23 protein-coding genes and 2 pseudogenes are annotated in these 26,290 nt (G+C 72.1%); 14 read left to right on the top strand and 11 right to left on the bottom strand.

All coding sequences use genetic code 11. From position 1 onward, the window contains the following. Positions 1–157 precede the first annotated feature (157 nt). Positions 158–853, top strand: coding sequence for a hypothetical protein (locus ACJX2R_RS06360; RefSeq protein WP_413099191.1), 696 nt, complete (start codon positions 158–160; stop codon positions 851–853). A gap of 253 nt (positions 854–1,106) precedes the next feature. Then, entirely contained in the window at positions 1,107–1,775 is a 669-nt protein-coding gene (locus ACJX2R_RS06355; RefSeq protein WP_413099190.1) for a sigma-70 family RNA polymerase sigma factor, read from the top strand. Positions 1,776–1,902: 127 nt separating this feature from the next. Here the strand turns inward: ACJX2R_RS06355 and ACJX2R_RS06350 are convergent, their stop codons facing one another. The 3 genes from ACJX2R_RS06350 to ACJX2R_RS06340 form a co-directional block, all read right to left on the bottom strand. Beyond that, complete coding sequence (locus tag ACJX2R_RS06350) at positions 1,903–2,586, bottom strand: HAD-IA family hydrolase (RefSeq protein WP_413099189.1); 684 nt, start codon at positions 2,584–2,586, stop codon at positions 1,903–1,905. A gap of 79 nt (positions 2,587–2,665) precedes the next feature. After that, positions 2,666–3,802 (bottom strand): Gfo/Idh/MocA family protein, encoded by a 1,137-nt coding sequence (locus ACJX2R_RS06345; protein ID WP_413099188.1) that lies wholly within the window; start codon positions 3,800–3,802, stop codon positions 2,666–2,668. Further along, positions 3,799–4,965: a DegT/DnrJ/EryC1/StrS family aminotransferase gene (locus ACJX2R_RS06340; protein ID WP_413099187.1), complete on the bottom strand. Its 1,167-nt coding sequence runs from the start codon at positions 4,963–4,965 to the stop codon at positions 3,799–3,801. Before ACJX2R_RS06340 ends, ACJX2R_RS06345 begins: the two co-directional genes overlap by 4 nt. Before the next feature lie 227 nt (positions 4,966–5,192). On the opposite strand from ACJX2R_RS06340, the gene ACJX2R_RS06335 reads away from it, so the two are divergent. From ACJX2R_RS06335 to ACJX2R_RS06325, 3 genes are all read left to right on the top strand, one after another. Then, positions 5,193–5,627 (top strand): type II 3-dehydroquinate dehydratase, encoded by a 435-nt coding sequence (locus ACJX2R_RS06335; protein ID WP_413099186.1) that lies wholly within the window; start codon positions 5,193–5,195, stop codon positions 5,625–5,627. Between the two features lie 76 nt (positions 5,628–5,703). Then, complete coding sequence (locus ACJX2R_RS06330; RefSeq protein ID WP_413099185.1) at positions 5,704–6,597, top strand: ROK family protein; 894 nt, start codon at positions 5,704–5,706, stop codon at positions 6,595–6,597. A 53-nt stretch (positions 6,598–6,650) separates the two neighbouring features. Continuing rightward, positions 6,651–7,493, top strand: coding sequence for a MerR family transcriptional regulator (locus tag ACJX2R_RS06325; protein ID WP_413099184.1), 843 nt, complete (start codon positions 6,651–6,653; stop codon positions 7,491–7,493). On the opposite strand, the gene ACJX2R_RS06320 is transcribed toward ACJX2R_RS06325, so the two are convergent. The 4 genes from ACJX2R_RS06320 to ACJX2R_RS06305 are packed head-to-tail and all read right to left on the bottom strand — an operon-like array spanning position 7,479 to position 11,916. Beyond that, positions 7,479–8,894 carry a hypothetical protein gene (locus ACJX2R_RS06320; RefSeq protein ID WP_413099183.1) on the bottom strand — a complete coding sequence of 472 codons (1,416 nt, stop codon included), beginning with the start codon at positions 8,892–8,894 and terminating at the stop codon, positions 7,479–7,481. The genes ACJX2R_RS06325 and ACJX2R_RS06320 overlap by 15 nt on opposite strands. Positions 8,895–8,943: 49 nt before the next feature. Then, entirely contained in the window at positions 8,944–10,470 is a 1,527-nt protein-coding gene (locus tag ACJX2R_RS06315) for a hypothetical protein (RefSeq protein ID WP_413099182.1), read from the bottom strand. Beyond that, complete coding sequence (locus ACJX2R_RS06310; protein WP_413099181.1) at positions 10,445–11,236, bottom strand: hypothetical protein; 792 nt, start codon at positions 11,234–11,236, stop codon at positions 10,445–10,447. Before ACJX2R_RS06310 ends, ACJX2R_RS06315 begins: the two co-directional genes overlap by 26 nt. Next, positions 11,233–11,916, bottom strand: a complete 684-nt coding sequence (locus ACJX2R_RS06305; RefSeq protein ID WP_413099180.1) for a hypothetical protein — start codon at positions 11,914–11,916, stop codon at positions 11,233–11,235. Before ACJX2R_RS06305 ends, ACJX2R_RS06310 begins: the two co-directional genes overlap by 4 nt. Before the next feature lie 328 nt (positions 11,917–12,244). On the opposite strand from ACJX2R_RS06305, the gene ACJX2R_RS06300 reads away from it, so the two are divergent. Continuing rightward, positions 12,245–12,952, top strand: coding sequence for a 4Fe-4S single cluster domain-containing protein (locus ACJX2R_RS06300; RefSeq protein ID WP_413099179.1), 708 nt, complete (start codon positions 12,245–12,247; stop codon positions 12,950–12,952). A gap of 52 nt (positions 12,953–13,004) precedes the next feature. Here the strand turns inward: ACJX2R_RS06300 and ACJX2R_RS06295 are convergent, their stop codons facing one another. Then, entirely contained in the window at positions 13,005–14,162 is a 1,158-nt protein-coding gene (locus ACJX2R_RS06295; protein WP_413099178.1) for an Appr-1-p processing protein, read from the bottom strand. Between the two features lie 295 nt (positions 14,163–14,457). Between ACJX2R_RS06295 and ACJX2R_RS06290 the strand changes: the two genes are divergently transcribed. From ACJX2R_RS06290 to ACJX2R_RS06275, 4 genes are read left to right on the top strand one after another with little or no spacing between them, the layout of a single operon-like run. Continuing rightward, a complete protein-coding gene (locus ACJX2R_RS06290) occupies positions 14,458–16,935 on the top strand; it encodes a protein kinase domain-containing protein (RefSeq protein ID WP_413099177.1) in 2,478 nt (825 codons plus the stop codon). Continuing rightward, the gene (locus ACJX2R_RS06285; protein WP_413099176.1) at positions 16,932–18,590 is read left to right on the top strand and encodes a hypothetical protein; all 1,659 of its coding nucleotides are present in this window, start codon (positions 16,932–16,934) and stop codon (positions 18,588–18,590) included. Before ACJX2R_RS06290 ends, ACJX2R_RS06285 begins: the two co-directional genes overlap by 4 nt. Further along, positions 18,587–20,668 carry an AAA family ATPase gene (locus ACJX2R_RS06280; protein WP_413099175.1) on the top strand — a complete coding sequence of 694 codons (2,082 nt, stop codon included), beginning with the start codon at positions 18,587–18,589 and terminating at the stop codon, positions 20,666–20,668. The genes ACJX2R_RS06285 and ACJX2R_RS06280 overlap by 4 nt, the downstream gene beginning before the upstream one ends. Then, positions 20,665–21,339 (top strand): FHA domain-containing protein, encoded by a 675-nt coding sequence (locus tag ACJX2R_RS06275; RefSeq protein ID WP_413099174.1) that lies wholly within the window; start codon positions 20,665–20,667, stop codon positions 21,337–21,339. Before ACJX2R_RS06280 ends, ACJX2R_RS06275 begins: the two co-directional genes overlap by 4 nt. Before the next feature lie 49 nt (positions 21,340–21,388). Here ACJX2R_RS06275 and ACJX2R_RS06270 read toward each other — a convergent pair whose 3' ends face one another. The 3 genes and pseudogenes from ACJX2R_RS06270 to ACJX2R_RS06260 form a co-directional block, all read right to left on the bottom strand. Beyond that, positions 21,389–21,538, bottom strand: coding sequence for a hypothetical protein (locus ACJX2R_RS06270; RefSeq protein ID WP_413099173.1), 150 nt, complete (start codon positions 21,536–21,538; stop codon positions 21,389–21,391). 237 nt (positions 21,539–21,775) lie between these two features. Next, positions 21,776–22,378 (bottom strand): annotated as a pseudogene (locus ACJX2R_RS06265) (transposase). Positions 22,379–22,435: 57 nt separating this feature from the next. Beyond that, positions 22,436–22,963, bottom strand: coding sequence for a sugar O-acetyltransferase (locus ACJX2R_RS06260; protein WP_413105780.1), 528 nt, complete (start codon positions 22,961–22,963; stop codon positions 22,436–22,438). A 113-nt stretch (positions 22,964–23,076) separates the two neighbouring features. Between ACJX2R_RS06260 and ACJX2R_RS06255 the strand changes: the two are divergent. The 4 genes and pseudogenes from ACJX2R_RS06255 to ACJX2R_RS06240 form a co-directional block, all read left to right on the top strand. Further along, a pseudogene (locus ACJX2R_RS06255) lies at positions 23,077–23,460 on the top strand (LysR family transcriptional regulator); the annotation flags it as partial. A 169-nt stretch (positions 23,461–23,629) separates the two neighbouring features. After that, positions 23,630–24,607 carry a hypothetical protein gene (locus ACJX2R_RS06250; RefSeq protein ID WP_413099172.1) on the top strand — a complete coding sequence of 326 codons (978 nt, stop codon included), beginning with the start codon at positions 23,630–23,632 and terminating at the stop codon, positions 24,605–24,607. A gap of 192 nt (positions 24,608–24,799) precedes the next feature. Then, positions 24,800–25,042, top strand: coding sequence for a hypothetical protein (locus ACJX2R_RS06245; protein ID WP_413099171.1), 243 nt, complete (start codon positions 24,800–24,802; stop codon positions 25,040–25,042). 269 nt (positions 25,043–25,311) lie between these two features. Then, entirely contained in the window at positions 25,312–26,280 is a 969-nt protein-coding gene (locus ACJX2R_RS06240) for an MHYT domain-containing protein (protein WP_413099170.1), read from the top strand. Positions 26,281–26,290: the final 10 nt, after the last annotated feature.

Genomic DNA, 26,290 nt, shown 5'->3' with positions numbered 1-26,290 from the left:
GAGTCGTCGGATGGGCACGTGGATGAGTTCCGGGCAACTTCTGTGAGCTGGCTCACAGGGGTCGGGTGGGGGCGATTCACGGGCCACGCTTGTCACCCGTGTGATGAAGATTGAGCCCCCGTCACGCTCACCGGCCACGGCTGGCACCATGGCTGCCATGTCCGCCGGGCCACCCTTCCGCCTCGCACGAGCCGCCGTGTTCGCGGCGGTGTGCGTCGTGGTCACGGCGCTCGGACACACGCTGATGTCCGGTGACACCCTGCCGGTGTGGGCCGTGGCCGCCGCGTTCGCCGGGACGACGGCCGCCGCGTGGTGGGTCACCGGGCGCGAGCGCGGAGCGCTGGTCGTGACCGGTGCGACGGTGGTCGCGCAACTCGGGCTGCACATGGCGTTCCGGTTCGCGGAGGCGACAGCCGCTCCCGTGGCGGGAAGCGCCACGGGCGCCGGGGCGCCGGGGACACGGGACATGGGTGCCACCCCGATGAGCGGTGGCGCCATGGGCCATATGCACCACGGCGCGGACGCGATGTCCACCACCACCCCATCCCTGGACCATCTGCCGTGGCCCTGGGCGGGTCCGGGCGGGCCCGGCATGGCCACGGCCCACCTTCTCGCCGCGCTGATCTGCGGATTGTGGCTGTGGCGCGGTGAGCGGGCCGTCTTCCGGCTCGGCCGCGCGCTCGCGGCCCTGCTGTTCGTCCCGCTCGCTCTCGCCCTGCGCGTCCTGGGCGCGGGCGCCACTCCGCTGCCCACGTGGCCGTCCGCACCGGCCATCGCCCGCCGGTTGCGCGGAGTCCTGCTACGGCACGTCATCCTCCGCAGAGGGCCACCGGCGCGGTTCGCCGTCCGCTGAACCGCCCGTCCTTCCCCTGCACCGATCAGGGGCCCCGCCCCGATGCGGGGTCCTGACCCGGTGCGGAGGGCTGACCCGATCCGGGGCACCGCCCCGGTCCGGGATGAGCGCCGGTGACGGGCGGAGTACCGGCGCCTGTCCGGCGTCGGCCCCATCCGTCGGCACCGCCGGCCTCTCGCCGCCCCGCCGCGTCCTGGCGCGCCGGTGGCGCATGCCGGTGTGCCGTTCATCGCCTTCCGAAGGACGTTTGACGATGCCTTCCCCCATGCCGTCCGCCGCACCGAGAAGGGCCGTGCGGCCCGTTGCCGTGCAACCCGTTGCCGTGCACGGGCACGGCTTCGCCACCGCGGCGAACGACCGGCAGGTCACCGAATGGGCCCTGGCCGCCCGCGACGGCGACCGCGACGCGGTCGACCGCTTCATCCGCGCCACCTACCGCGATGTGCGCCGCTTCGTACTCCATCTCAGCGCCGACCCCCACGGCTGTGAGGATCTCGCCCAGGAAACGTATCTACGGGCGCTGACCGGACTGTCGCGCTTCGCGGGCCGCTCATCGGCCCGGACGTGGCTGCTCTCGATCGCCCGCCGCGTGGTCGTCGACCGCTACCGCATGGCCGCCGCCCGGCCCCGCACCCTGGACGCGGACGACTGGCAGGAGGTGGCCGAACGGGCGCAGCCCATCGGCCTCCCCGGGTTCGACGAGGGGGTGGCGCTGATGGATCTGCTGGCGGCACTCGCCCCGGCGCGCCGTGAGATGTTCCTCCTCACCAAGGTGCTCGGCCTGCCGTACGCGGACGCCGCCACCGCCACCGGCTGCCCCATCGGCACCGTACGTTCCCGTGTGGCCCGCGCCCGCGAGGACATCAACGCACTGCTGGCCGCGGCGGAAAAGGCGGCGGAACCGGTGCGGTTGGCGGGCTGAGCCGGCCGAACGGTGAGGCGGGGCGCGGCGGGTGGCAGGCATCAGTGGCTGCCCGCCGCGCCCGGTCGGCCGGCGCACGGCGCCCGCGATCAGCTTCAGCGCCAACTGCCGGAGTTCGGGGACGGACCTACGGAGCCGTCAGCGACAGCAGTTCGGACGGCTTGTGCAGGATCACATCGGGCTCCGCCGCGAGCAGGGTCTTCTCATCGGTCTCACCCCACATCGCGGCCACCGCGGTGATTCCGGCCCCCCGCGCGCTGGCCAGGTCGGTCACCGCGTCCCCGACCATCACGGTCCGGTCGGGGTCCGCGCCCATGATGTCCATCGCCTTCAGCACGATATCCGGCGCGGGCTTGGGCCGGGCCACCTCGTCGGAGCCGAGGATCACATCGAACTGCCCATCGATACCGAGGGTTTTGAGCAGCGAGCGCGCCCGCGGGCCGCTCTTCCCGGTGGCGACGGCCAGCCGCAGGCCGCGGTGGCGCAGCTCCGACAGCAGCTCGGGCACACCGTCGAACATCTCCACCAGGTGGGCGAGCCGGTAGCTCTCGCGGACGAACGGGCCCTCCATCTCCAGTGGCAGACCCATGATCCGCATGATGTCGGGGAAGTAGCGGCCCAGATGGCGGTTGTACTCCTCGAAGGGCGGCTCACCGTCGCCGACGACCTCGGCGTAGGCGAGGGTGAATGCCTCGCGCATCACCGCGAAGCTGTTGACGAGGACACCGTCGAGGTCGAAGACCACCGAGGTGACCGGGGCGATACCCGCGCCGGAGGGCGGGCCGCCGTGACTGATCGGGTGGCTGGTCATTGAGCACTCCCGTAGTGCGGGCGACGAGGGCGGAGCCGAGGAGGCGGTGGGAGGTGGGGACAGCCGGTACCGGCGCGGTTCACACCGGTGCCGACTCCCGGACCTCCCGGGGGATCCGGGCGGAGGCGTAGACCCGTTCGATGGCGCCGATGGTCCGGCGGACCTCCTCGATCACCCGCCCCCGCCCCGCCGGATCGCGCAGCTGCGCGGGAAGCATGTCCAGCTGCCGGTCGTACTCGGTGCCGATCGGTTCGGTGGGTACGGCCACCGGGCGGGTCGTACCGTCGACGGTGCGGGTCAGGGTGGACCTCTCGAGGCGATTCGGGCTGAACCCGAAGGTGCAGCGCAGGGTCGCGCTGCCGCCGCTGCCGTCGATCGTGACCCGGGTGGTGTCCAGCGCCTCGTGCGAGGCCCAGCTCGCGTGCAGCACGACCGAACGGCCGTCCTCGGTGATGAGGAACCCGCGCGCGGTGTCCTCGACATCGGTGGCGCCATCGGTGGCACCCGGGAGCGCCGGGCCGCCGCCGTCGCCGCGCCACGCGGCCCGGGAGGACCGCTGGGCGATGAAGTCGGCGGACACGGTGCCGATGGCGTGCCGGAACGCGGCGGTGCCCAGCAGCGGAACGGCGATGTCGAACAGATGCCAGCCCAGGTCGACCAGCGCCCCGCCGCCCGCGAGCGACCGCTGGGTGAACCAGCCGCCCCGGTCGGGTACGCCCCGCGCCCGCACCCAGGCGAGTTCGACATGGCGGATATGGCCCAGCCGGGCGGCGATCCGGTACAGCCCGCGCACATCGGCGCGGTAGCGCGCCGCGCTTCCGGCCAGCAGCACCGCACCGCCGGAGCGCTCCGCGGCGGCCAGCCGCTCGGCCTCCTCCGAGGTCAGGCACACCGGTTTCTCCAGGAACACCGGAATGCCCTTGGCCAGCAGCTCGCCGGCGACCGCGCAGTGCAGATGGTTGGGCACCGCGACCACCGCCAGATCCACCTCGGCGGGATCGAGGTCATGGACCGCCGCCAGCAGCGGCAACCGGTCCGCGCCCGCCGCCTCGGCCTCCGCCACGGCCGCGCGACCGCGCTCGTCGGGGTCCACCGCGGCGGTCACGGTGAAGGCGGGGTTGCGGCGCAGCCGGGGCAGCCAGATCGAGCGGGCCGCCCACCCCAGACCCACCACGGCGGTCCGGATCGGCGTCTCGCCGATGTGCGGGGCGCTCATGCGCCCGCGAGCACATCGGCGACGACGGCGGCCACTTCGTGCATCTGCGCCTCGCTGCCCAGCAGCACCCGGTGGTGCAGCCATATGCAGTCGCGGGTGAGCGCCTCGGAGTTCGGGCAGCGGCGGGCGAGTTCGTCCACCGTCAGATCCGGCGCCGCGACCTCCCAGAACGCGTCCGTACGGTAGACCGCGCGGAAGGCGACGAACGCGGGCACCCCGCGCTCGATGAGCACGTCGACGACCTTGGCGCGGCGCTCCTCGGTGATGCCCGGCACCCGGAACATCGCCATGTAGTGCGGGTTGCGATCGCCGCGGTCGTCGCGCGACTGCGGTACGACACCGGGGATCTCGGCGAGCAGTCGGCCCAGCACCGGCCAGCGCTGCTCACGCGTGGTGATCTGGTCCTCCAGACGGGCGAGTTGGGCGCGCAGCACCGAGGCGGAGAACTCGTTCAGCCGGAAGTTGGAGCCCGAGGTGCGGTGGAAGTAGCCGCGGTCGGTGCGCGGACGTCCACAGCTGTGCCGGACGAAGCCCTTCTCGTACATCTCGGCGTCGGGGAAGAGCACGGCGCCACCCTCACCGGCGGTCATCAGCTTGCCGTTCTGGAAGCTGAACGCCGCGACCGAGCCCAGCTCGCCGACCCTCTTGCCGCGCCATCGCGCACCGTGGGCGTGGGCCGCGTCCTGGATCAGCGGCACCCCCGAATCGGCGGACAGCTTGTCCAGCGCGTCCATGTCGCACATCTGACCCGCCATGTGCACCGGCATGATCGCGCGGGTCCTCGGGCCGATGGCCGCCTCGACCGCCGATGGATCGATGCAGTACGTGTCCGGGTCCACGTCCACCGGAACGGCCACCGCGCCCAGCCGCTGCGCGGCCTGCGAGGAGGAGATGAAGGTGAACGCCGGAACGATCACCTCGGAGCCGGCGCCGACGCCCAGCACCTCGAGGGCGAGTTCCAGCGCATGCGTCCCGTTGGTGACCGCCAGGGCGTGTTCGCTGCCGTGGGCCGCGGCGAACTCCGCCTCGAAGGCATCGACCTCACCGCCCCCGATGCGCCACCATTGCCCCTGCTCCAGGGCCCGGACCAGGGCCTCGCGCTCCTCGTCGCCGTAAGTCGGCCATGCGGGCAGCTCGGATCCAAGTCGCACATCATTGCTCATGATTTCCCTACTCCCTTAATGCGTTATGGAGGCAGGTCCGCGGCGGACGCATTAGCACGCTAACCGGACGAAGGGCCAAACGTCATTCCCCCTCAGGGCCCCCCTACAGCCCCCTTAAAAACGCGGTTGGTCAAACTCCCACGCCGAGGCCAAGGGGGCCGTGCTATAAATGGCACTTCCGTGATGAGCCGCTGTAATTCAGCCGATCCCACATGGTGAGGTGCGCAGTGAGCAGGCTGTTGTTGGTGAACGGACCGAATCTCGGCATCCTCGGGAAGCGCCAGCCCGAGATCTATGGCACGGATACGCTGAAGGACATCGAGCGCTGGGTCGAAGAAGAGGTCGCGGAGCGCGGCTGGAAAGTGGATTCCTACCAGTTCGACGGCGAAGCGGAGATCATCCAAACCATTCAGGGGAACTACGACACGGTCGGCGCCATCATCAATCCGGCCGCCCTCATGATGGCCGGATGGGGACTCAGGGACGCGCTGGCCAACTATCCGCGGCCCTGGATAGAAGTGCATCTGTCGAATGTCTGGGCCCGTGAGCGGTTCCGCCATGAGTCGGTGACCGGACCGCTGGCCGCGGGCGTCATCTTCGGGCTCGGCGCCGTGGGCTACCGGCTCGCCGCACGCGCCCTGCTGGAAAAGGTGCCGCACTGAGCGCCCGCCGAGCCGTCACCCCACACCGCCAAGGCTGACCAGCCGGGAGACGACCATCAGTCATCTGGGAATCGACGTGGGCGGCACCAAAGTGGCGCTGCGCCTCGAACACGACGACCTGAGCATCCGCGAATCCTCCTTCCGCTGGGCGGAACCGGACGGTACGGACGCCATGACGTCCGGTGGCGCCACCCGCGACCTGGAACTGCTGGTGCGGCACGTCAGTGAACTGTGCGCGGGCCACCCCGAGCGGCTCACCGGCGTCGGGGTCGCACTGCCCGCCACCCTCGACGCCACCGGCGCGGTCACCGCCTGGCCCGGCCGCCCCGGCTGGGCCGGAGTGGATCTGCGGGGCGCGCTGTCCGCGCTCTTCGGCGAGGCCGAGGTGCGCTGCGCCGACGACGGCGATCTGGCCGCCCTCGCCGAGGCACACGAGGCGGGCTGCCCCGATCTGCTCTACCTCGGCGTTGGCACCGGGATCGGCGGTGGCATCGTGCTGAACGGAAGGCCCGTCCCCGGCGTGGGCCGTGGCTCCTGCGAGGTCGGCCATCTGATCGTGGACCGCGACGGCCCGCTGTGCGACTGCGGTCGGCGCGGCTGCGTCCAGGCGGCTGCCTCGGGACCGGCGACCCTGCGCCGGGCGGCGCGGCGGCGGGGCGAGGAGGTGGCCTTCACCGCGTTGCGCGAGGCCGTGCGGGACGGCAAGCAGTGGGCCGTGGCGGCGCTGCGGGAGAGTGGCCGGGCCCTGGCCACGGCCGTGACCGGTGTGTGCGAGCTGGTCCATCCCTCGCTCGTGCTGATCGGCGGAGGGTTCGCCGCGGCGATGCCGGAGCTCGTGGCGATGGTGGCCGAGCGGACGACGGCGCTGGAGCGGCCGGGGCATCCGCTGCCGCCGGTCCGGCCTGCGACACTGGGTGGGCTGTCGTCACTGCACGGCGCCGTTCTGCTGGCCAGGGGGCTGCCGGACTGATCCGGCCACCCCTTGACCCTCACACCGTGTCAGGCGCTGAACTCGGAGCCATCATGTTCACCATCGGAGACTTCGCCCGGCACGGCCGCGTCTCGGTCCGGATGCTGCGCCACTACGACGCCACCGGACTGCTGCACCCGGCCCATGTCGACCCCGCCACCGGATACCGTTCCTACTCGGCCGCCCAGCTCAGCCGGCTGAACCGGATCATCGCGCTGAAGGAGCTCGGCTTCACCCTCCAGCAGGTGCGGGACATCGTGGACGACAAGGTCGGCACCGAGGAGCTGCGCGGCATGCTGCGGTTGCGGCGGGCCGAGCTGGAGGCCACGGTGGCCGCGACGGCGGCACGGCTGGTGCAGGTCGAGGCGAGGCTCCGGTCGATCGAGAGCGAGGGGCGCATGCCCACGAACGACGTCGTCATCAAGACCCTCCCCGCGGTGCGGGTGGCGGAGCTCACCGCCACCGCCGCCGGTTTCGACCCCCAGGACATCGGCCCGGTCATCTCACCCCTCTACGACGAGCTGTTCCGGCGCCTCGACACGGCGGGCATCGCCCCGACGGGCCCCGGTGTCGCGTACTACGAGGACGCCCCGGAAGGCGATGGCGCCGTGACCGTCCACGCCGCCGTCCAGGTCGCCGCCCCGCTCCGGGACGGTGCGGACCTGAGGATCCTCGATCTGCCGGCCGTCGAAAGCGCCGCGACGATCGTGCACCGCGGCCCGATGGACGCCGTGGTGCCCACGGCCCAGGCCCTGGCCCATTGGATCGACGGCAACGGCTACCGGTCGGTCGGCTACCCCCGGGAGATCAACCTGGAGTGCCCGGAGAACCGCGACGAGTGGGTCACGGAACTCCAGGCACCGGTGAGCCGGACGAGGTGGTCAGGAGACCTGTGAGCGGTTCCTTCTACGGGGGCGGCCCGCCCCGGGCGGTTCGGTGCGCGGGTCCACCCCCAGCTGCTTCAGCTGTTCGAAATCGGCCGTGTCCATCTTCTCCAGGATCTCCAACTGCCGGGCCAGGGCGTCGGTTTGGCCCTCGACATCGTCATGCCGTCGGAGCGCGGCCGCCGTGGTGATGTGGAAGCGGGCCAGGGCCACCTTCAGACTGCGGCTCTCCAGGATCATCCGGTAGCGGGTCTCCTCCGCCAGCGCGTCCTGCACCGATCGGACCGGCCGGGCGAAGAACAACGTGACGATCTGCCCCACCCCGAGCGCGCCGAGCACGGCGGGGCTCTGCCACCCGATACGGTCCGGGAGGAAGACGCCGACGAGCGACAGCACAAGCGCGCCGGCCAGCAGACACGCGCCCAGCCCCAGCAGGAACTTGCTGGCGAAGCCCACCGTGTGCTGCGCCCGTCGGAGGCGTTCTGCGGTCTGGATGCGATAGTCCCGCATCCTGGCGTCCTCGTAGGACAGGATGCCCTGCTTGTCCTGGATGTACGACGAGTAGCCGACGAACTCCGCGTCCCCGCCGCGGGACAGCGGCCGGTCGTCGTCCGGCCGCGAACCCAGGAAACGGGCCAGCTCCGCCAGACCGATCATCACCTCGGTGTGCAGCACACGCTGGCAGAAGTCCAGGGCCGTCAGATGGCGCTCCAGGGTCCTGCTGGCGGTGAGCGCGTCGGAGACGACGAGCTGCCGCACGTCGTAACGGGAGCGGATACCGGTCAGCAGCAGCTGGACCTTGATGTCGGTGAGGACACCGATCACCACCACATGCGTGGTCTCCCGCCGCCCGTCGCCCAGCAGACCGTCCAGCAGCGTCGTCAGCGGCGCCGGTTCGCCGAGGTCGGGGCGTCCGCCGGAGCTGTGCTGGAAGTCGAAGAGGGTGTTGGACCGCATATGGTGGACACGGAGCTTTCCGCCCCAGCCGTCCTCGGCGTCCGCGGGCGCGCGCTGATCCGGGGCCAGCAGATCGTCGAGCCCGTCGATGTACGCCGCTCCCCAGGTGCCGGCCTCGCAATGCGCCCCGTACTGCCTGCGCTCCAGGTCGTACGCCTCTCCCGGGACATGCCAGTCACGGATGTTGATCAGGTGCAGGACCCCGTCGCCGTGTCCGCGCATCCGGGAGCCGACGGTGGCGTCGAGGAAGCGGGCCAGTGGCGAACGGCGCAGCTCCGACTCGGACAGAACCCGGCGGTGGCCCTCCGTGCGGAGGGACGCACCGCTCTCACTGTCCAGCAGCAGCTTGGAGACCGCGCTGTCCGGCAGGGACAACTGGCAGTCCAGATTGCCGAAGAAGTCGTTCTGTAGACACTGTGTGATGAGTATGTACTGCGACGGTGCCGTCGGCTCCATCGCCACCCCCCGTGGATCTGAGTGTGTCTTCCCGGTGTGCCACAGGCCCTCAGCGCGGCAGCAGCGGCCACTGGCTGGACAGCCGCATGGCGGCCTCCGTGACCGCCGGATCGCCGGCCTCCATGGCCACGCCGTCCAGGTAGGCGTGGGCCGCCGCTTCGTACAGCTCGTCGACCGCGTAGAGCCGCTCCTCATGGGCCGCGCGGCGGGCGCCCGCGCGGGCGCTCACGGTGGCCTCGGCCTCCCTGGCGCGCTCGGAGCCGGCGAGATCCGTCTCGATGTCCTGCTCCAGCTCCCGCAGCCGCTCGGCCGTGTTCCGGTACGCCGCTAGATACGGGTGCTCCTCGCCCAGCCCGATCAGGAAGGCGATGCCACCGGAGAGCAGCAGCAGCGCGACGAACATCCAGGACACGCTGTGCGGGTCCAGGTGCAGGGACTCGATGAGGCTCGGTGGGTTGCGCACGCTGTCCCCGACATCCGCGGCCACGTCGGGCGGCAGATCCAGCGGAGGCTCCTCCCGGAACGCCACCTTGGCCCGCAGATCCCCCAACGCCCAGGCGCCGTACGCCCATATGCCCAGCAGGGCGAGGGCGGGCACGGACGACAGCCGGACCCCGCCGGTGACCGAGCGGCGCCGCAGGATCCAGCCCGCGATATGCGGGGCGAGGATCATCGCCACCGCCACGGCCACCATGAGGCTGTAGGAGAGCAGATCGGCGAACCGCCCGACACCGTGCAGATTCTCGAACACCGAGTAGTAGACGGGCAGTTCGACCACGATCAGGGCGGCCAGCACCCCGAACTTCATCCAGCGCGGCATGCCGGGCCGCGCCGCCGCGCCCTCCCATGCCGCCCTGGTGGACAGGGCCCGCTGGGCCGCGTCCGCCTCCGCCACCGGATCGACGTCGGACACCGCCTGCCAGCGGGCGTGGCCGCCGGTGGTCTCCGGCTCGTCCTCGCGCCGCGTGGCGCCCGGCCGTTCGGGACCGGTGGCGTCGTCGCCTTCGGCGGGCATACGGGCGCGCAGCCACCGGCGCTCGAAACCGCCCCGTACGGTGTCGCGGAAGGTCTGCCACCGGTCGGCCCGCCGCGCCAGCCGGTCCAGCTGGTCGGTGGTCACCGATTGCCGCTGCTCCAGGGCGGCCCGCCGGCGGCCCGCCCGCTCCAGCCGCACTCCGGCGGCGGTGGCGGCCGCGCGGACCCGGCTCGCCTCCAGCGCGCCGTCCTCCTCCGCGCGGGCCTGCTCCTCGGCGAGCCGGTGTCTGACCTTGTTGCGCAGACTGGCCAGTTCGGCGAAGTAGGGCACCCGGTCCGGGCCGGCCAGCACCCAGGGGTCGAAGACCTGACGCGTGGCCGCCGAGGCGCCGTGCTTGCGCGCCCGGTCCAGCAGCCAGGCGCTGTCACCGGCCCGGATGACATCCGAGGCGACGGGCTCGGGCTGCGGCAGCGCCCCGTCGGGGAACCGCCGCGCGGCGGTCCGCCCGCCGCGGCGCCCGCGGTCGGCGTCGGCCCTGCGGCGGCGCAGCCTCAGCCGCCGCGGTGTCTCGTCGTCACCGGCGGTAGGTGGTGTGGACATGTGCCTTCACCCTCCCCTCCAGAAGCTCCGTCCAGAAGGAGTTGAATTGCTCGTACCGGGAGGTGTCGGTGCCGTACTTCATGCCGTAGCCCACCGGGTAGACGTCGGCGCCGGACAGCTCCGGCCTGCCGTGCGACTTCAGGAATCCGTCGATGACGGTCCGGCGGCTCGCGGCGGTGGACAGGTCCTGCCGCCCCAGCCGGAAGTCGGTGTCGCCCTGGTCGAAGTCGCTCACCACCAGGACGTCGAACGACGCGTCGCCGCCGGACGGCTTGGACAGCGCGATGCGCGACAGGCCCCCGAGCACATCGGAGCCCGGCTCCTCCTTCTGGGCGCAGCGCAGCAGCTTCAGGGCGTTGGAGAGGGCCACCGCGCGCATGGTGGTGCGGGTCCGCTCGCGGTCGGCGGTCTTCGAGGTGTCCGGATCCAGGTCCAGCGGGCTAACCTGGCACTTGGACGCCTTGGACACCTTGGTGATGGGGGCGAAGGACGTCTTGCGGCACTTCCTGTCCGCCAGGAACGTCTGGAAGGTGGCCTTGAGCTTGGCCTCAGCGTCGAAGCCGGTCCGGGTGGCGGCCGCCGAGCCGGAGCCGTCGACCACGACACCGCACGTCTGGGAGTAGCGTGACGGTTCGTCGGAGCCGCAGGCGGTGCCGCCCGCCGCCAGGGCGAGCGCCAGCGCGGCCGTGAGCGCGCGCCGCCGATTCCGGCGCCGCCGGGCGCCCGGACGCTCCGGAGCGGGAGTGTGGACGGTCTGGACGGTCATCGCGCGGTCCTCCCGTCGACGCGGTCGGTATTCTGCCGTTCGAGTATGCGCAGCGCCCGTGAGGTGGCCGTCCCGGCGCTGTCGTCGTCCAGCAGCCAGACGTCGGGCTGGTACCAGGACCCGTCCAGCTCCACCCGGCCGGGCAGCCAGTCCCCGGGCGGGCGCCGGGGGAGCCGGGAGAGCTGGGGGTGGGTCTCGCGCACCGCGTCCCAGTAGCAGGCCAGTCGCTGATTGGCCTGGTCGACGACGGCCTGGGCATGCGACCGGCACCGGTCCACGCTGGTGCGCCACTGGCCCATCCAGTGGCCGTACCGCGCGAGCGCCGCGGGCCGGGGGTCCTCCCGGACGTCGTACTGGGTGACCACGCGCACCGACTCCGCGCGCAACCTGCTGAGCAGGGCGTGCTCCCGCCCGATGAGGGCGGCGCGCATCTGCTCGGTGGCCCGGCGGACACCGGTTCGCACCTCCATCACATACGGGGTGATGAGCAGTTCGGGAGCCGGTGGCTCGATGGGCGGCGGTGGCGTCTTGCCCCGCTCCTCCTCGGGCGGCGCCGGGAGCGGGACGCGGGGGACGCCGCGGGCGCCGTCGCGCCTGCCCCGCCATCGGGCCGCGAAGCGGGCGGTACGGCCGAGCCTTCCCCGGCGCACCACCCCGTTGACACTGTCGGTTGTGATCATGGAAATGGATCCCCCGATTTCCCCGGTGCGGGAATTCCCGCACCGGTCGGCCGCATTGCGGACAGTGGAATTCCGCTTTCTCCCGCAAAGGGCCCGCAGTCGATGTGGATGGCGCTGTCGCTGTCGATTCGATTCCCTGTCAGACCGTATCGATGAGGTCGTACCCGGGAATGCTCCCCATGGGACACGATCCTGAAAACGCCCGGAAGTCGACCGGAGAACGCCCTCGTCGACGCCTGACGCCGGGTCATACTGGAACGGTTCCGGGGCCACGCCGCTTTGATCATGAATCTCGGAACACGACCTCGGGGGAATGGGAGATGGGTCGGTGGAGAACGTTCCAGGGTGCGCGGAGCCCACGCTCCGGATCAGTCAGACGCACTTTCCGGTGGAGACCCTGGGCCCGGGGCGGCGCCTGGGCATCTGGTCCCAGGGGTGCGGGCTGGCCTGCGCCGGCTGTATGTCCCGGCACACCTGGGATCCGTCGGGCGGCGCCTCCCGTACGGTGTCGTCCCTGCTCGGGCTGTGGCGCGAGGCGTTGGCCCGGGGTGCCGACGGGCTGACGGTCAGCGGCGGCGAGCCGCTCGACCAGCCCACCGCCCTGGAGGCCCTGCTGGCCGGGGCGGTGCGGGCCCGTGCGGAGGCGATGGCACCGGGCGGCCCGGCGGCGGGCCGCGAGATCGACATCCTCCTGTACACGGGATACGAGGAGGCGGAAGTGGAAGCCGACGCGGTGCGCTCCGCCGCCGTCCGCCACGCCGATGTGCTGGTGACCGGGCGCTTCCGGGTGGCCGAGCCCACCGCCCTGGTGTGGCGCGGCTCGGCGAACCAGCGCATGCGGCCGCGTACGGGGCGGGGGCGGGCGCGTTACCAGGAGCATCTGGCCCGGACGGAGAGCGGGCCGCGTCTGGAGATGGTCGAGGGGGACGGCGATGTGCGGCTCTACGGAGTGCCGCGGCGCGGCGAACTGGCCGCGCTGGAGCGTCGGTTGCGGCGGGCGGGGATCGCCCTCACCGGTGCGAGCTGGCGCCCCTGAGCGGGGGCGCCGGCCCGGCTGGTACGGCGCGTGGTGGGCCGGTCCGCCGTGCTCACAGCGCGCCCACGGCCTCGGCGATCTCCCGGCTGCGCACCACCAGATGCACCCGCCAGCGGGCGTCCCGGGCGAGTTCATCGCGGATCGCCCAGCGCAGCCAGGTCGCGCTGACCGCCGGTGCCAGTCCGCCCCGGCCCGCGCCGAGCAGCGGAAAGCAGATGGAGGACAGGGCGGGCTCGTACCGGTCGCGCTCGGCCCGGGCGAGCGCGAAGCACGCGCTGACCGCGCGGGCGATGCTCTCCGGGCGGACCTCGTACGTATCGTCCAGCGGTGTGGCCACCGCGGCGTGGTAGATCCGCCGGACGCCGCGCGCGGCGAGTGCTCCGGGCGGGGTCGGCACCACCGTGCCCGGCCGGACCGGCAGCCCCGGGCGGCCGTGGGCACGCAGCCACGCGGCCAGTTCGCGGGCGAGCACATCGTCGACGATCTCCCCGGCGGGGTCGCGTACGGCGGCGGCCAGGCGCAGCGCGCCCGAGACGGTGGGGCGGAAGGTCTTGGACATCTCCAGGTAGACGTTCTCCGAGGAGACCAGCACCTCGATGTCCCGCAGCAGTTCGATGGGGGAGACATGGAGGGTGACCGTGCTCCGCGCGTCCACCGGCACACTGTCGACCCGCAGCGGAGGCTCCTGGCCGATCCGGGCCGTCCGGCCGGTACGACCGCCGGGCGCGAGTGCGCTCTGCCCGGCCGCGTTCGGTTCGGCGGGGGTCCGGGCCGCGGCGCCGGGTCCGGGGCTCCGTCCGGTCGAGCCCTGCCCGCCGGAGAGGGCCGGCGGCTCGCGCAGGACGGTCAGCACGGCCTCGGCGAGCTGCTGGACGACCTGCGGTTCCTGGTGCTTGCGGAATCGCTCGGAGGTGACTCCGTACACGGCGGCGGCCGTCTTACGGCGGTCATGGGCGGGCGCGCCCCGGCGGTCGGGGAGCAGTCCGAAGGTGTGGGCCGCGGCCCGGCCCAGCAGATCCCGCTCGCCGAGGCGCCGTACCGCCTCCTTGAGCAGTGCCTCGATACCGGCCGGGGCGTCGTCGGAGCCATCGCAGAAGCCGCCCGCCACGGCCGCGGCGCGCAGCGCCGGCCGATCGATGCTGCGCAGATCTGGCAGTCCGGGCCTGCGTATGCCTTTGAGTTCTTCCAGGAGTTGATCGTATGTGGGCAAATTTGACTCAAATGGCTCCTGACTCATGGTCACCAGGCTAGCGACCGGCCGGGAAAGAGGAAATCGGTCTCCCGGCGGCCGTTCCCTGCCGGGCTTTGCGTCGCCGGTAATTCACGCCGTGCTGGAACAGATTTCCGATTTCCGGGATTCCGCTTTCTTGACCCACGGATGATCCACGGTCCGGCGGCCCCCGGCCGCCGTCGTCGCCGCGATGAAGCCGCCATGAAGCCGCCATGAAGCCGCCATGAAGCCGCCACGAATCCGACAGCGCCCGCCCGTTCACGAGGTGACCTTTGTGACCCATCCGCACCAGCAACCGCCTCCCACGGAATACGAGGACGACGAGGAGTACGGAGTCTCCGGGGAGCCCGAAGAGCGGCGGCGCCCGCACGACGCCGGGCCGCCGCCCACCGAACACGAGGAGCCGCCCCCGTCGGCCGCCGCCGCATCGGCCGGACCCACCGAGGACGAGATCCCCTCGGCGGCCTCGGCGCAGGCCGCGGACGGGGGACGCGACCTGCGCGGGGACACCGGAGCGCTGCCCGTCTCGCTGCGCGGCCGGTTCCGGCTGAGGGCCGTGCTGCGCCGCCCCGACCATCCGCACCAGGCGGCCGTCTACCGTGTCGAGGACGACCGTGGCAGCCACATCCTGAAGTGGTACCACCGCGGCCACGCCCCGGACCGCCGGGTGTGGGAGCTGCTGCGGGACCGGCCGCGCCGCCACCTCACCCACTTCACCGAGACCAGCGACACCGGGGCCGACGGCCATCCGTACGACCTGGCGCCCTCCTACGGCGAGACCGACCTGGCCGGACATCTGAGGGCCGATCCCGGCCCGGCCGACCCCGCGCTCATCCACAGCGTCGTACGGCAGTTGCACGAGGCCCTGACCACTCTGCACGAACTGAACATCGTGCACCGGGACCTCAGCCCCGCCAACGTCGTGCTCGGCAGCCTCGACCCGGCCGCCCCGGACCTCGTCCTCGTGGACTTCGCCGTCTCCGCCCATGAACCCGCCGAGCGCTACACCCGGGACGAGCGCTGGGTCGGCACCGCCCTCTACATGTCCCCGCAGGCGTCGCTGCGCCACCAGCTGATCCATCCGCCCGCCGACTGGTGGTCGCTCGGCATGATCGTGGCCGAGATGGCCGGGGGACGCCACCCCATCCGGTTCACCGACAACGACTTCGTCCGGGAGGAGATCAGCTCCCGCGCCCCGGACCTGTCCCTGGTCACCGACCACCGGCTGCGGCTGCTCTGCCGGGGGCTGCTCACCCGCGACCCCGACCACCGCTGGGGCACCGACGAGGTGGCGCAGTGGCTGGTGGGCGGCTCGCCGCCGGTCGCCCCCTGGGAGACGGGCGCGGCCCCCGGCGCCCCGGACCCGGCGGACGACCCGGACATCGAGCCGTTCGCCTTCCTCGACGAGCGCTACACCCGGCCGAAGCAACTGGCCAGGGCGTTCAGCGAGAACTGGCGGCCCGCCCGGCAGCTGCTCGCCCGGCGGCGCGGCCGCGGTGAGTTCACCCGCTGGCTACGGCAGTTCGAGGGCGCCCCGGGCCGTGACGCCGAGGAACTGACCGCGCTGCTCGGCCTCCTGGAGCCGCAACACCCCGCCACGCCGCCGCGTGAGCCCAAGCCGGTCACGATGGTGCGGCTGATCTCCTGGCTCGGCCCCACCCTCGACGCCTCCTACCGCGGGGTGCCGCTGGACCACGCGGGACTGGGCGATCTGCTGCGGGAGGCCGGGCGCGGCGATGAGTTCGCCCTCTCCGTCGTGGCGGACCTGCGGGACCACACCATCCTGCCGCTGCTGGACTCACGGCCCGGCGGCGAAGGGCTCGCCGAGGTGCAGCAGCGCTGGCTGACGGCCCGCTCCCGCTGGCAGCACACCGTGGACGAGGCGCTGCACGCGTCGACCTGGCTGCGTGACCGCCGCGCCGAGGTGCGCGCCGCCACCCGCCTCGACCGCTCCCGGCTGACCGCCCTCCTCTCGCTCGCCGCCGCGCCCACCGCGCACCGGCGCAGGCTCCAGGAGCGGACCGCCCGGATCCAGGCGGCGTTCCCACAGCCGGTGGCCTGGTACGGCCGGTTGCTGCGCGACCCCGACGACCTGGTGCGGATGCAACTGGCCGAGTGGCTGGCCGGATTCGCCGAGCAGGAGTCCACGGAGGCGCAGCGCCGGGTGAACGACGAGCGCGCCCTCCTCCGCCAGGAGCGCGACCTGGACGTGGCCACGCTGTGGGTGCGCAGACAGGACACGCTGCCCACTCTCGGCTGGGCCCTCGGCGGAGCCATCGGCCTCGTCTTCCCGTGGATCTTCGCGATCGGCCTCGGCGATCTGGTGGGATGGCCGGCCCAGCGCGCGGTGCTGACGGCGTGGATGCTGGCCGTCCCGGCGGCCGCCGCCGTGCTGGCGCTGGAGCTGTGGACGGCGTATCGCATCGGCAGCCCCGGCTACCATCCGGACCGTTCCCTGGCCGGGCTGCTGATCGACCGTGCGCTGCCCGTGGCCCGGTTCATCCGCCGTCCCGGCTCCCGCTTCCCCGTCCAGGGCCTGCTGATCCTCCCGGCCATCGCCCTGTTGTGGGCCACCGTGGCCTACGCCCCCTGGGCGTGGCCGATCGCCACGGTGGCCGTTCTTCTCTGGTGGACCTGGCACCGGACGCGGTGCTGGCGCCGCTACATGGCGGAGCTGCGCGGCCGGGACGGCCGGGTCCGCCCCGGCCGGCCGAGGGCGGCCGCCCCGCCGACGTCAGGGAGCGTCACATGAGTTCGGGCCAGGCCATCCCCAGCATCGGCGATGTGATGCCGGATGTGTACTTCCCCCAGCCTCCGGCAGCCGAGACCGTCCAGCACACGTTTCAGCACACTTTTCAGCACACGGTCCAGGACACCGTCCAGAACACCGGAGTGCCGCACCAGACGGCCCAGGGCACCGGGCTCTCGGACCACATCGGTACCAGCGTCGGCCAGCACCTCGGCGACGCCGTGCAGAACGCCGGGGGCCATGCGCTGCACGCCGCCATGGACCAGCTGCACGACCTGATGGTGCCCGCCTTGATCGGCCTCGGCTCGCTCAGCGGGGCGCTGCTCGTCGGCCGCGCCACCATGGCCGGGGCGCAGGTGCTCGCGGCCGCCGCCATCCGCGCCGCCGAGCACCAGGCCGAGCTGCGGCAGCGGCAGTTGGACGCCCGGCAGGCCGCCGAGTGCTGGCGGGACGCCGCCTTCGCCGCCGTCCGGGCCAATGCCCGCCTCGATACGCTCCGCGCGCGCGTCCGGCGGGCCGCCACGGCGGCCGGACCCGACGGGCCCCCGGAACCGCCCGACCTGCCGCCGCCGCTGGCCCTGACCGGTATGAGCCTGGACGAGGTGTGGCGACGGCTGGCCGACACCGACCGCCGACTGCGCCACGCGGAGGCCGCGTACGCACGCGCCACCATGGAGGCCGCCGCCCGCCCGGTGGCCGGGACGCACCCCGCGGACTCCGGCTGGCACGCCACCCTGCGCGCCCGCCGCGTCAAGGCCCTGGAGGCGTACGAGGAGGCCGCCACCGAAACCGAGGCCCGCGATGCGCTGCCGCAGCAGCCGCCCGCCGCCACCGCGGCCCCGAGCGAGGCGGAGGTGGCGCGGCTGGGCGCCGATCTGCTGGCCATGCTGCCGCGGAATGTGGCGGTGGCCGACTACCGGCTGGTGGAGGAGAAGGTCACCGTCGCCGCGGAGGTGGCCGCCCGGCGGCCCGCCGCGGCCAAGCGCCATCTGCGGGAGGCCGCCCGGTTCGCCGAGCGGGTCTCGCGTGACGCCGAGCGGCGGCAGGAGACCGAGGAGTGGGCCGCCCAGCAGCTCGCCTTCCTCCGCGCCGACCACCCCGGCACGCCCGTTCCACTGCCCGACGCCGGGGCCGAGATCGCCGTCCTGGAGCGCCTTCTGCACCAGGGCGGGACGCTGGAGGAGGCCGAGCGCGCCCGCGTCGCGGCCCGCGTGGGAGAGCGGGTCGACGCGTATCAGCGGATGTACGCCGCGGAGGTGATCCGCGCGGCGGTCCAGCGGTCGGAGCCCGAGACGGCCGGATACGCCGCCTCCGGAGCGGTGCAGTACATCGACTGGACCCCGCCGGGCTGGGGAGACGACCACTGGCTGCGCGTCAGCGTGGACGCCGAGGGCACCGCCCGGGTCTCCACCATGCACCGCGAGCGCGACCCCGCCGAGGAGACCGACGACGATCTGGACCTCGACTGGCAGCGGTGCGTCGAGGCCCCCGACCATCTGCGCGAGCTGCGGAAGCTGGCCGAACGGGCCGGGCTCAGCGTGCCGTTCGAGTTCGACGAGCCACCCGCGCGGCCGGTCCCGCGCCCGGCGGCCCGCCCCGCCCATGGCCATCGCACCGGACCCAAGGTCCGCCACCGTGACCAGGAGAAGCAGTCATGACCGAGGCAGCCACCTCCCCGGACCGCGGAGACCGCAGCCTCCCGGCCTTCGCCGAGGAGCTGGTCGGCACGCTCAGCGTCCACTCCCAGTACGTCCTGCACGGCAGCATCCGGGACATCCACCTCGTCCGCCACGAAAAGGACCCCGACGAGGGCGGCCCCGAGCGGACGTACGACGCCCACCACACCCTCACCGAGGTGCTGTGGAACGCCCTGTGGCAGGAGGGGTACGAGGCGCTGATCCGCTTCGACATCGCCGACGGCTTCACCGTCGTCGCGGGCCCCGCGGACAAGGAGGTCCGCGAGCTGCTGCACGGCCGGGACGCCACCGGACTCGGGCGTGCCCGCCGCACCGACACCCCCGTCCACCTGGCCGACGCCGAGCGGATCCTGGGTGACATCGTCAGCGGCTGGAAGCAGCAGGGGCGGCAACGGAAGACACCGGACGGACGCCCCCGCCCGGATACCGCACAGCGCCAACAGCCCTACCGGGTGGTGCTGTTGATCGACTATGCCGCCCGGATCCCCACCGATGTCACCCGGCTCAGCGATGCGGAGCGGGACTTCTTCCTCAACTGCCTGAAGCTGGCCGAGGACGCGCGGCCGATCCACTCCCCGGGCAGCGGACGGCGGCTGTTCAACCCCGTGATCTGGCTCGCCGACGGGGAGCGCGACCTGCCCACCTGGCTGGTGGCGGGCAGCGAACGGGTCCGTACCATCGGCATTCCGCTGCCCGACCTGGGCAGCAGACGGCGGATGGCGGAGCTGCTGGCCGAGGAGCACACCGCCGCGTCCGCACCCGGGGACGAAGGGGACGACAGGGACAACTGGGGCGACGGGCCGGTGCGGCTCGACAAGCGACGGCCGCCGGACGAGCACGACCTCGACACCTTCGCCCGCGCCACCGCCGGGCTGACCCTGCGCGCGATGCGGGAGAGCGCCCGGATGGCGCTCGACCGCGGGCTGTCGTTCGCCGAGATGCGGGACGCGGTCCGGGTCTACCAGCTCGGCGTCAAGGACAACCCGTGGCAGGCGGACTACATCCGCGCGCAGATCAAGAAGGGCGAGGCGGATCTGCGGGCCCGGGTGAAGGGCCAGGAGAAGGCGGTCGGCAAGACCCTCGACATCCTCAAGCGCGCCGCGCTCGGCCTGTCCGGCGCCCAGGCGTCCCACCCCGGCAGCCGGCCGCGCGGTGTGCTGTTCTTCGCCGGGCCGACCGGCACCGGCAAGACCGAGCTGGCCAAGTCGGTGGCCAAGCTGCTGTTCGGCACCGAGGACGCCTGTCTGCGCTTCGACATGAGCGAGTTCTCCGCACCCCACTCGGTGGACCGGCTGCTCGGCGCGCCACCGGGATACGTGGGCTACGAGGCGGGTGGCGAGCTGACCACCGCGGTGCGCAACGACCCCTTCCGGGTGGTGCTGTTCGACGAGATCGACAAGGCCGACAAGGGTGTGCTGGACAAGTTCCTCCAGGTGCTCGAGGACGGCCGGCTCACCGATGGGCAGGGGGTCACCACGTACTTCAGCGAATGTGTGCTGATCTTCACCTCCAACCTCGGGGTCAGGAAGCGGACCGGCGAGGGCGGCCGCGAAGGGCGGGTGGCCGAGCCCGGTATGCCGTACCACCAGCTGGAGGAGATCATCCTGGCCAATGTGAAGGAACACTTCGTGGAGGGGATCGGCCGCCCGGAGCTGATGAACCGGTTCGGCGGCAATGTGGTGGTCTTCGACTACATCGACGCCAAGGTGGCCGCCGAGATCTTCGACTCCCAGGTGGGCAACATCCAGCGGGTGCTCCGCGAGGACCAAGGGGTGCATCTGCGCCTCTCCGACGAGGCGCACCAGGCGCTGTCCGCCTACTGCACGGCTGATGTCGACAACGGCGGCCGGGGCATCGGCATGCTGCTGGAGACGCATCTGATCAACCCGCTGGCACGGGCGCTGTTCGACCAGGAGCGGCTGGCGGGCACGGCGGTCACCGTCACCGGTGTGCGGCCCGCCACGGATGGAACGGTGGCGCTGGACCTGCGGGTGGTGCGCACCGGGGCCGCGGATCCCGGTCCCGGCGGCGGCCGATGAGCGGTGGGGCCGCTCCGGCGGGGTGGTGGCGCGAGCCGGACGACGAGGAGGAGGCGGCGGAAGCACCGGCGGGTCCGGCGGAAGCGGCCGAACCGGCGGGGGCGGCGGCACCGGCGGAGCCGGACGCGTCGGGGAAGGCGGACGCGGAGGCCCCGGAGGCGCGGCCCGAACCTCGGCCCGAACCTCGGCCCGAACCTCGGCCCGAACCTCGGCCCGAACCCCGGCCCGCGCCGCTCCCGGCCGGGGTCGAGGTGTCCGCCCCCTGCTGGAACTGCCGTGCGCCGGTGGCCCCCCGGGACACCCGCTGCGCGTCCTGCGGCCGTGCGCGCACCCATGCGCTGCTGGTCTGCACCGAGCCCTGTCTGGAGCTCCGCCACGGACCGGGCCCACCGCTGCGCCTCGGCCGCCACCCCGACTGGGCGCCGCGGACCGCCGCCGCGTTCGAGGGCTGGAACAAGGTCTCCCGGCACCATGCCTCGATCACCGTGGAGCCGGACGGCACCGCCTGGGTCGAGGAGCCCGAGGCGGGCAGCCGCAACGGTACGTATCTGAACGGGGCCCGGATCGCGGCGGGTGTGCGCACCCCCGTCCGCGACGGCGACCAGCTGCGGCTCGGGCTGCGGGTCAGCTTCGCCGTACGGCTGTACGGACCGGAGCCCGGCACCGGCTGAGCCGGTGCCGGGCGGGGTCGCGGGGCGGACCCCGTGCCACCCCGCGCGCTCATGCCCGCATACCGGGCGGAATGATGACCGCCCGCAGCGGTGCCAGCAGCTGATTGGCCTCGCCCGCCCCCTCGAACGTGCCCAGGTTGTGGGCCTGGCCGGGCACCGCCTTCAGCGGCTCCTCCCCGCAGCGGTCGCCGAACAGCACCAGGGCGGGGTGCAGGCGGTGCCGCCGAGACTGTCACACCAGCCCCTGCGCGTCCGGCACCTGGTGACCTGTCGCAGCGAAGGTTAAGCGGTTCTCACCGAACATTGAGTGGGCTGAGTGCGGCACTCTTGCCGGGGCACATCACCGTACGACGACTCCACTTCGCTGAAGACCCTTCGCCCCGGATCGGCCAGGTCATCCTGTACTGCCCGCCAAGGTGTTGCTAAGGCGTGTCCGTTAAATGCGCGTCCAGACCAGCACTGCGGCGAGGACTGCGGCCGAGTGGTAGACGATCGCGAGCTTGTCGAACCTCGTAGCCAGGCCCTGCCACTGCTTGAGCAGGGCGAAGGACCGCTCGACCAGTTGCGGTTCTTGTAAGCCATCGGATCGAAATTCGACGGACGCCCGCCTGCTGAACCGGGCTGGTCACGCCGTTCAGGAATGACCGCGGTGATCCCGCGGGCCTTGAGAACCGCTCGGATCGCGCGGGAGGAGTAGGCCTTGTTCCCGAGCAGCATGGTCGGGGTCGTACGCGGGCGGCCTGCTCCGGTCCTGGGGACTCGCAGGTCGCCCAGCAGCAACGGCAGAGACTGGCCGTCTGGTGGGCCCGGGTGATGTCCCGTCGGCGGCCCAGCGGCGGTGGCGGGCCCGCACGGTCTTCCAGGAGCTGAACCTGGCTGGTAGGTCTCGCCAAGGAATACCGGTGCGGTACCGAAAGACGATCGCCTCCACAATGCGGCGGTGATCGGCCCACGGCCTGCCACGACGACCGGTACTGGAGGGCAGCAGAGGTTGGAAGCGGTCCCACTGCCGGTCGGTGAGCGGGGCGTGACGAGGCATCAGGAACAGACCGACGAGGTGCTGCGCACCCGGGCCAGCAGCCCGGCCCGGCCGGGCTCAGTCGATTTTCTTGATCACCCGGGCGGGCACTCCCGCGACCACAGTGCCGGCAGGGACATCACGAGTGACCACCGCACCGGCAGCGACCACCGCACCAACACCGATGGTCACCCCCTGCGTGATCACGGCAGCCGTCCCGATCCAGACGTCGTCCTCGATGACGATCGGGGCGAAGGAGAGGTACTCGCGGCGCTCGGCCAGGGGCAGTGGATGGCCTCCGGTGATGAGGCTGACCTTCGGGGCGATCATGACGCCGTTCCCTATACGGATGCCCCCCTTGTCCATGAAGGTGCATCCCTGGTTGACGAAGACGTTCTCCCCGAACGTCGTGTTCAGCCCGTACTCGGTGAAGAACGGCGGGTAGATCGTCACCGATTCCGGCAGCGGGCCACCGAACACAACAGTAAGTAGTTCCGCGCGGCCTTCGCTGTCGCTGAACGGAAGCACGTTCAGTCGGGACGTCGCATCGGTCACTTCCACGATCCGCTCCGCGTGACGCGTGAACTCAGGTGTATGGACATGCATGACCTGCTCTGTGCGGGTAGACATGCGCTGATCTCACCACCGCGCAGACCAGTCGATCAAACAACCCTGAGCAGACCAGACACAACCAAAGGTTGTGGAAGTAAGGTGAAAGCGTGGATGTTGAGGCGCTGCGGACGTTCGTGGCCGTCGCCGAGAGCGGCCAGTGCCAGGCTGGGGCCGACGAGTTGGGGGTCAGCCAGCAGGCGGTCTCCAAGCGGATCGCGGCCCTGGAGCGGCACATCGAGGTCACGCTGCTTGGACCTCGACGCGGTCACGCTGAGCACGGAGAACGCCGCCCAGGCCGCCCAAGCGGTGCTCGAAGGGACCGTCGACGCGTCCTTCCATGCCCTGCCGGCAGATCAGGTCCCGGCCGGGATCAGCGCCGAACGACTCCTGGACGCACCCCTGGAGCTCCTGGTCGGTCCCGGCCCCCGCTGGCTGACGCACCCCGGGTCAGTCCTGCGGACCTGGCCGGCCACCGCATCTGGATCCCCGGACAACCGAATTAGCAGACACGGCCTAGTTGACCAGCTAGTTGACCAGTGAGGCCAGAGCGGTGGTGATGGCGGCGGCCAGAGTGAGGGTCGTGGAGAAGGCGGCGGCCGCGCGGGTGGTGCGGGCGGTCGAAGATGAACAACGACGAACAGCGGCACGGGCAGGGGGTGTGTGGATACGGACCGTTTCCGGGATCCAGCGGATGCGCTCGCAGAGCTGCGCGCCCGGCTGAAGGCTGGTCATGCCGCGTGGGGCGGGACCCAGGGGCAGCTGGCTCGTCGCGCCGGTCTGGGCCGCACAGTCGTAAATCAGGCGCTCAGTGACTCCGCGCCCGCGCCGTCGGCGCAGACCGTGGCCGGGCTGGCCCGTGCCCTCGGACTGGGCAAGGAGGTCCGGTCTCTGCTGGATCTGCTGGCCACCGCCTCCGGGCCAGTCGAAAGCCCTGACGGCGTGGTGGGCCGGCCGATCGGTGACTGGGACCCCCACGATTTGGAAGTCCACCCGGCCGTGTACGCCCCCGCCGACGAGAAACGCAGCCGGGCGGGCGGCCCGCAGAGGCGGGGTCATGTGGCCCCTGTGCTGCCGGGCTATGTGTCCCGCCCACACGATGGGGAACTGGCCGGCCTCGTCGCTGCCGCCGCGAACGGGCACAGTCGGATGGCGGTGTTGGTGGGCTCGTCCTCGACGGGCATGACCCGCGCCTGCTGGGAGGCCGTCCAGCCGCTCGCCCCCTTGGGGTGGAGGCTGTGGCACCTCTTCGACCCCACCCGCGCCGAAGCGGCGCTCGCCGACCTCGCGCGCGTCGCTCCTCGCACCGTGGTCTGGCTCAACGAGGCTCAGCATTATCTCGGCGCCGGCCAAGGACTCGGCGAACGCATCACCGCCGCTGTGCACTCCCTGCTCACCGACCCCGAACGTGCGCCCATCCTGGTCCTGGGCACGCTGTGGCCCGGGTACCACTCGGGCACAGCCGTCGGCCAGTCGGACGAAGTAGTCCGGCGCGTGCCGCCGGCGCTCGTCCCCCTCGCGCCAGCGCAGCCAGAACGGCTGGGAGGCGACCCCAGCCGGGGAAACTGCGATCGCCCTTGTTCCAGCGGAATCCGCGTAAGGCGGCACGTTCTCGAAGCGGACGTTCCAACTGGCGCCTAACGTGACACGCCGACGCAGCCCGGCGTCGAAGAAGTCCGGGTCGAAGACGCTGAGCACGGGATCGCCGTACGCGTGTAACGGTCCCCCACCATCTCCCCAGACAGCCTGGCCGCAGCAGTCACTCACCTTCGCTGCGAGAGATCAGCGGCGCCTCCGCGCTCTTCCTCGTACGGTTTCCTTAGAATCGCTCGCATGTCTGATCTGGTGACTGATGAGCTGATTGACCTGCAAAAATCCGCCGATGCAGAGCATCGGCGGGTGTCCGGACTGGACGGCGAGGAGCGCCGGGACCAGTGGGAGCGGTGGCGCGCGGCGGCGGAGCGGGTGCAGGCGGCGATCACGGAGCACGCCACATCGGCCGGGTTGAGCAGATTCGAGGTGGAGCGGGCGGTGAAGAGAGCCGTAAGACATCCGGAGGACTCCTCCGCGGCGTAGCGCTCCTGGGCGAGGGCGGCGCGGATGGCTCCCGGGCCGCCCCGGGCGACCCCCGGTGCCGGGCACGTGCCCCCGGCACAACCCCGCCCACCTGCGACGAAGGGGAAAACGGACATGAGGTGAATCACGTGACATCCCGTCACGCCCGGTGAAGCACCTTTACCGATGCGTGACCAAATGTGTGGGTGGAGTGCGTGACCGAGCCCTACTCTCGCCGGTGACCCAACGTTTCTGCACAGGATCCCCGCGGCGAAAAGGGTGGAGCGTACATGTACGGCACGATCGACGGGTTCAACTACGGGGCCACCACCCCGCTGGCGGCCTATCTCATGGCCTGTCTGGGAGGAGCCCTCGGCTTACGCTGCACCGCCCGGTCCGTGCGCACCCAGCGCTCCTGGAAGGCGGGCTGGCTCGCGCTCGGGTCCGCGTCGATCGGCTCGGGCATCTGGACGATGCACTTCATCGCGATGATGGGGTTCCACGTGAAGGAGACCCCGATCGGCTTCGACATACCGATCACCCTTCTCAGCCTCATCGTGGCGATCTTCGTCGTGGGCATCGGCGTCTTCATGGTCGGCTACCGGGGCACCTCCCCGGGGGTGCTGCTCTCGGCCGGTGTGTTCACCGGACTCGGCGTCGCGGCCATGCACTACATCGGGATGTCCGCGATGCGCATGCAGGGGCATCTGGAGTACTCCGTGCCGACCGTCCTGCTCTCCGTCCTGATCGCGGTCGTGGCCGCGACCGCCGCCCTCTGGGCCGCCGTGACCATCTACGGCTTCCGCGCCAGCCTGGCGTCGAGCCTGGTGATGGGGGTGGCCGTCACCGGGATGCACTACACGGGCATGGCCGCGGTCAGCGTGCGGCTGGACGATGTGCTCAGCGCTTCCGTGGGCGGTGAGGCGCCCGCTTCGCTCATCCTCCCCATGCTGATCGGCCCGGTGATCTTCCTGGTGATCGCGGGGACCATCATCATGTTCGATCCGCTGCTCGTCCTGGGCGAGGGGGAGTGGAACGCGAAGAAGGCGGACAGTGCGAGCAGGACCCCGCCGCCACCACCGCCCCGGCCGGTCTGGCCGGTTTGGCCGCCGGAGGAGGAGCCCGCGCGGGCCCGGACCTGGCCCCCGGAGGGGGAGCCCGCCCGGGCCCGGACCTGGCCACCGGAGGGGGAGCCCGCGCGGGCCAGGACGAGCCGCCCGGCCCCGCGCCACGGCCGCCGGGAGTACCGCGAGTGGTGAAGCCACGACC

The organism is Streptomyces sp. Inha503, from assembly GCF_047215865.1.
In the GTDB taxonomy this organism is placed as follows: domain Bacteria; phylum Actinomycetota; class Actinomycetes; order Streptomycetales; family Streptomycetaceae; genus Streptomyces; species Streptomyces lycopersici.
This window is presented reverse-complemented; position numbering and strand designations above follow the sequence as displayed.

Bases quoted from the DNA above. Each gene is read 5' to 3' on its own strand.
- ACJX2R_RS06360 (WP_413099191.1), top strand. From the start codon at position 158: ATGTCCGCCGGGCCACCCTTCCGCCTCGCACGAGCCGCCGTGTTCGCG.
- ACJX2R_RS06355 (WP_413099190.1), top strand. From the start codon at position 1,107: ATGCCTTCCCCCATGCCGTCCGCCGCACCGAGAAGGGCCGTGCGGCCC.
- ACJX2R_RS06350 (WP_413099189.1), bottom strand. From the start codon at position 2,586: ATGACCAGCCACCCGATCAGTCACGGCGGCCCGCCCTCCGGCGCGGGT.
- ACJX2R_RS06345 (WP_413099188.1), bottom strand. From the start codon at position 3,802: ATGAGCGCCCCGCACATCGGCGAGACGCCGATCCGGACCGCCGTGGTG.
- ACJX2R_RS06340 (WP_413099187.1), bottom strand. From the start codon at position 4,965: ATGAGCAATGATGTGCGACTTGGATCCGAGCTGCCCGCATGGCCGACT.
- ACJX2R_RS06325 (WP_413099184.1), top strand. From the start codon at position 6,651: ATGTTCACCATCGGAGACTTCGCCCGGCACGGCCGCGTCTCGGTCCGG.
- ACJX2R_RS06320 (WP_413099183.1), bottom strand. From the start codon at position 8,894: ATGGAGCCGACGGCACCGTCGCAGTACATACTCATCACACAGTGTCTA.
- ACJX2R_RS06315 (WP_413099182.1), bottom strand. From the start codon at position 10,470: ATGTCCACACCACCTACCGCCGGTGACGACGAGACACCGCGGCGGCTG.
- ACJX2R_RS06310 (WP_413099181.1), bottom strand. From the start codon at position 11,236: ATGACCGTCCAGACCGTCCACACTCCCGCTCCGGAGCGTCCGGGCGCC.
- ACJX2R_RS06305 (WP_413099180.1), bottom strand. From the start codon at position 11,916: ATGATCACAACCGACAGTGTCAACGGGGTGGTGCGCCGGGGAAGGCTC.
- ACJX2R_RS06285 (WP_413099176.1), top strand. From the start codon at position 16,932: ATGAGTTCGGGCCAGGCCATCCCCAGCATCGGCGATGTGATGCCGGAT.
- ACJX2R_RS06280 (WP_413099175.1), top strand. From the start codon at position 18,587: ATGACCGAGGCAGCCACCTCCCCGGACCGCGGAGACCGCAGCCTCCCG.
- ACJX2R_RS06275 (WP_413099174.1), top strand. From the start codon at position 20,665: ATGAGCGGTGGGGCCGCTCCGGCGGGGTGGTGGCGCGAGCCGGACGAC.
- ACJX2R_RS06260 (WP_413105780.1), bottom strand. From the start codon at position 22,963: ATGCATGTCCATACACCTGAGTTCACGCGTCACGCGGAGCGGATCGTG.
- ACJX2R_RS06245 (WP_413099171.1), top strand. From the start codon at position 24,800: ATGTCTGATCTGGTGACTGATGAGCTGATTGACCTGCAAAAATCCGCC.
- ACJX2R_RS06240 (WP_413099170.1), top strand. From the start codon at position 25,312: ATGTACGGCACGATCGACGGGTTCAACTACGGGGCCACCACCCCGCTG.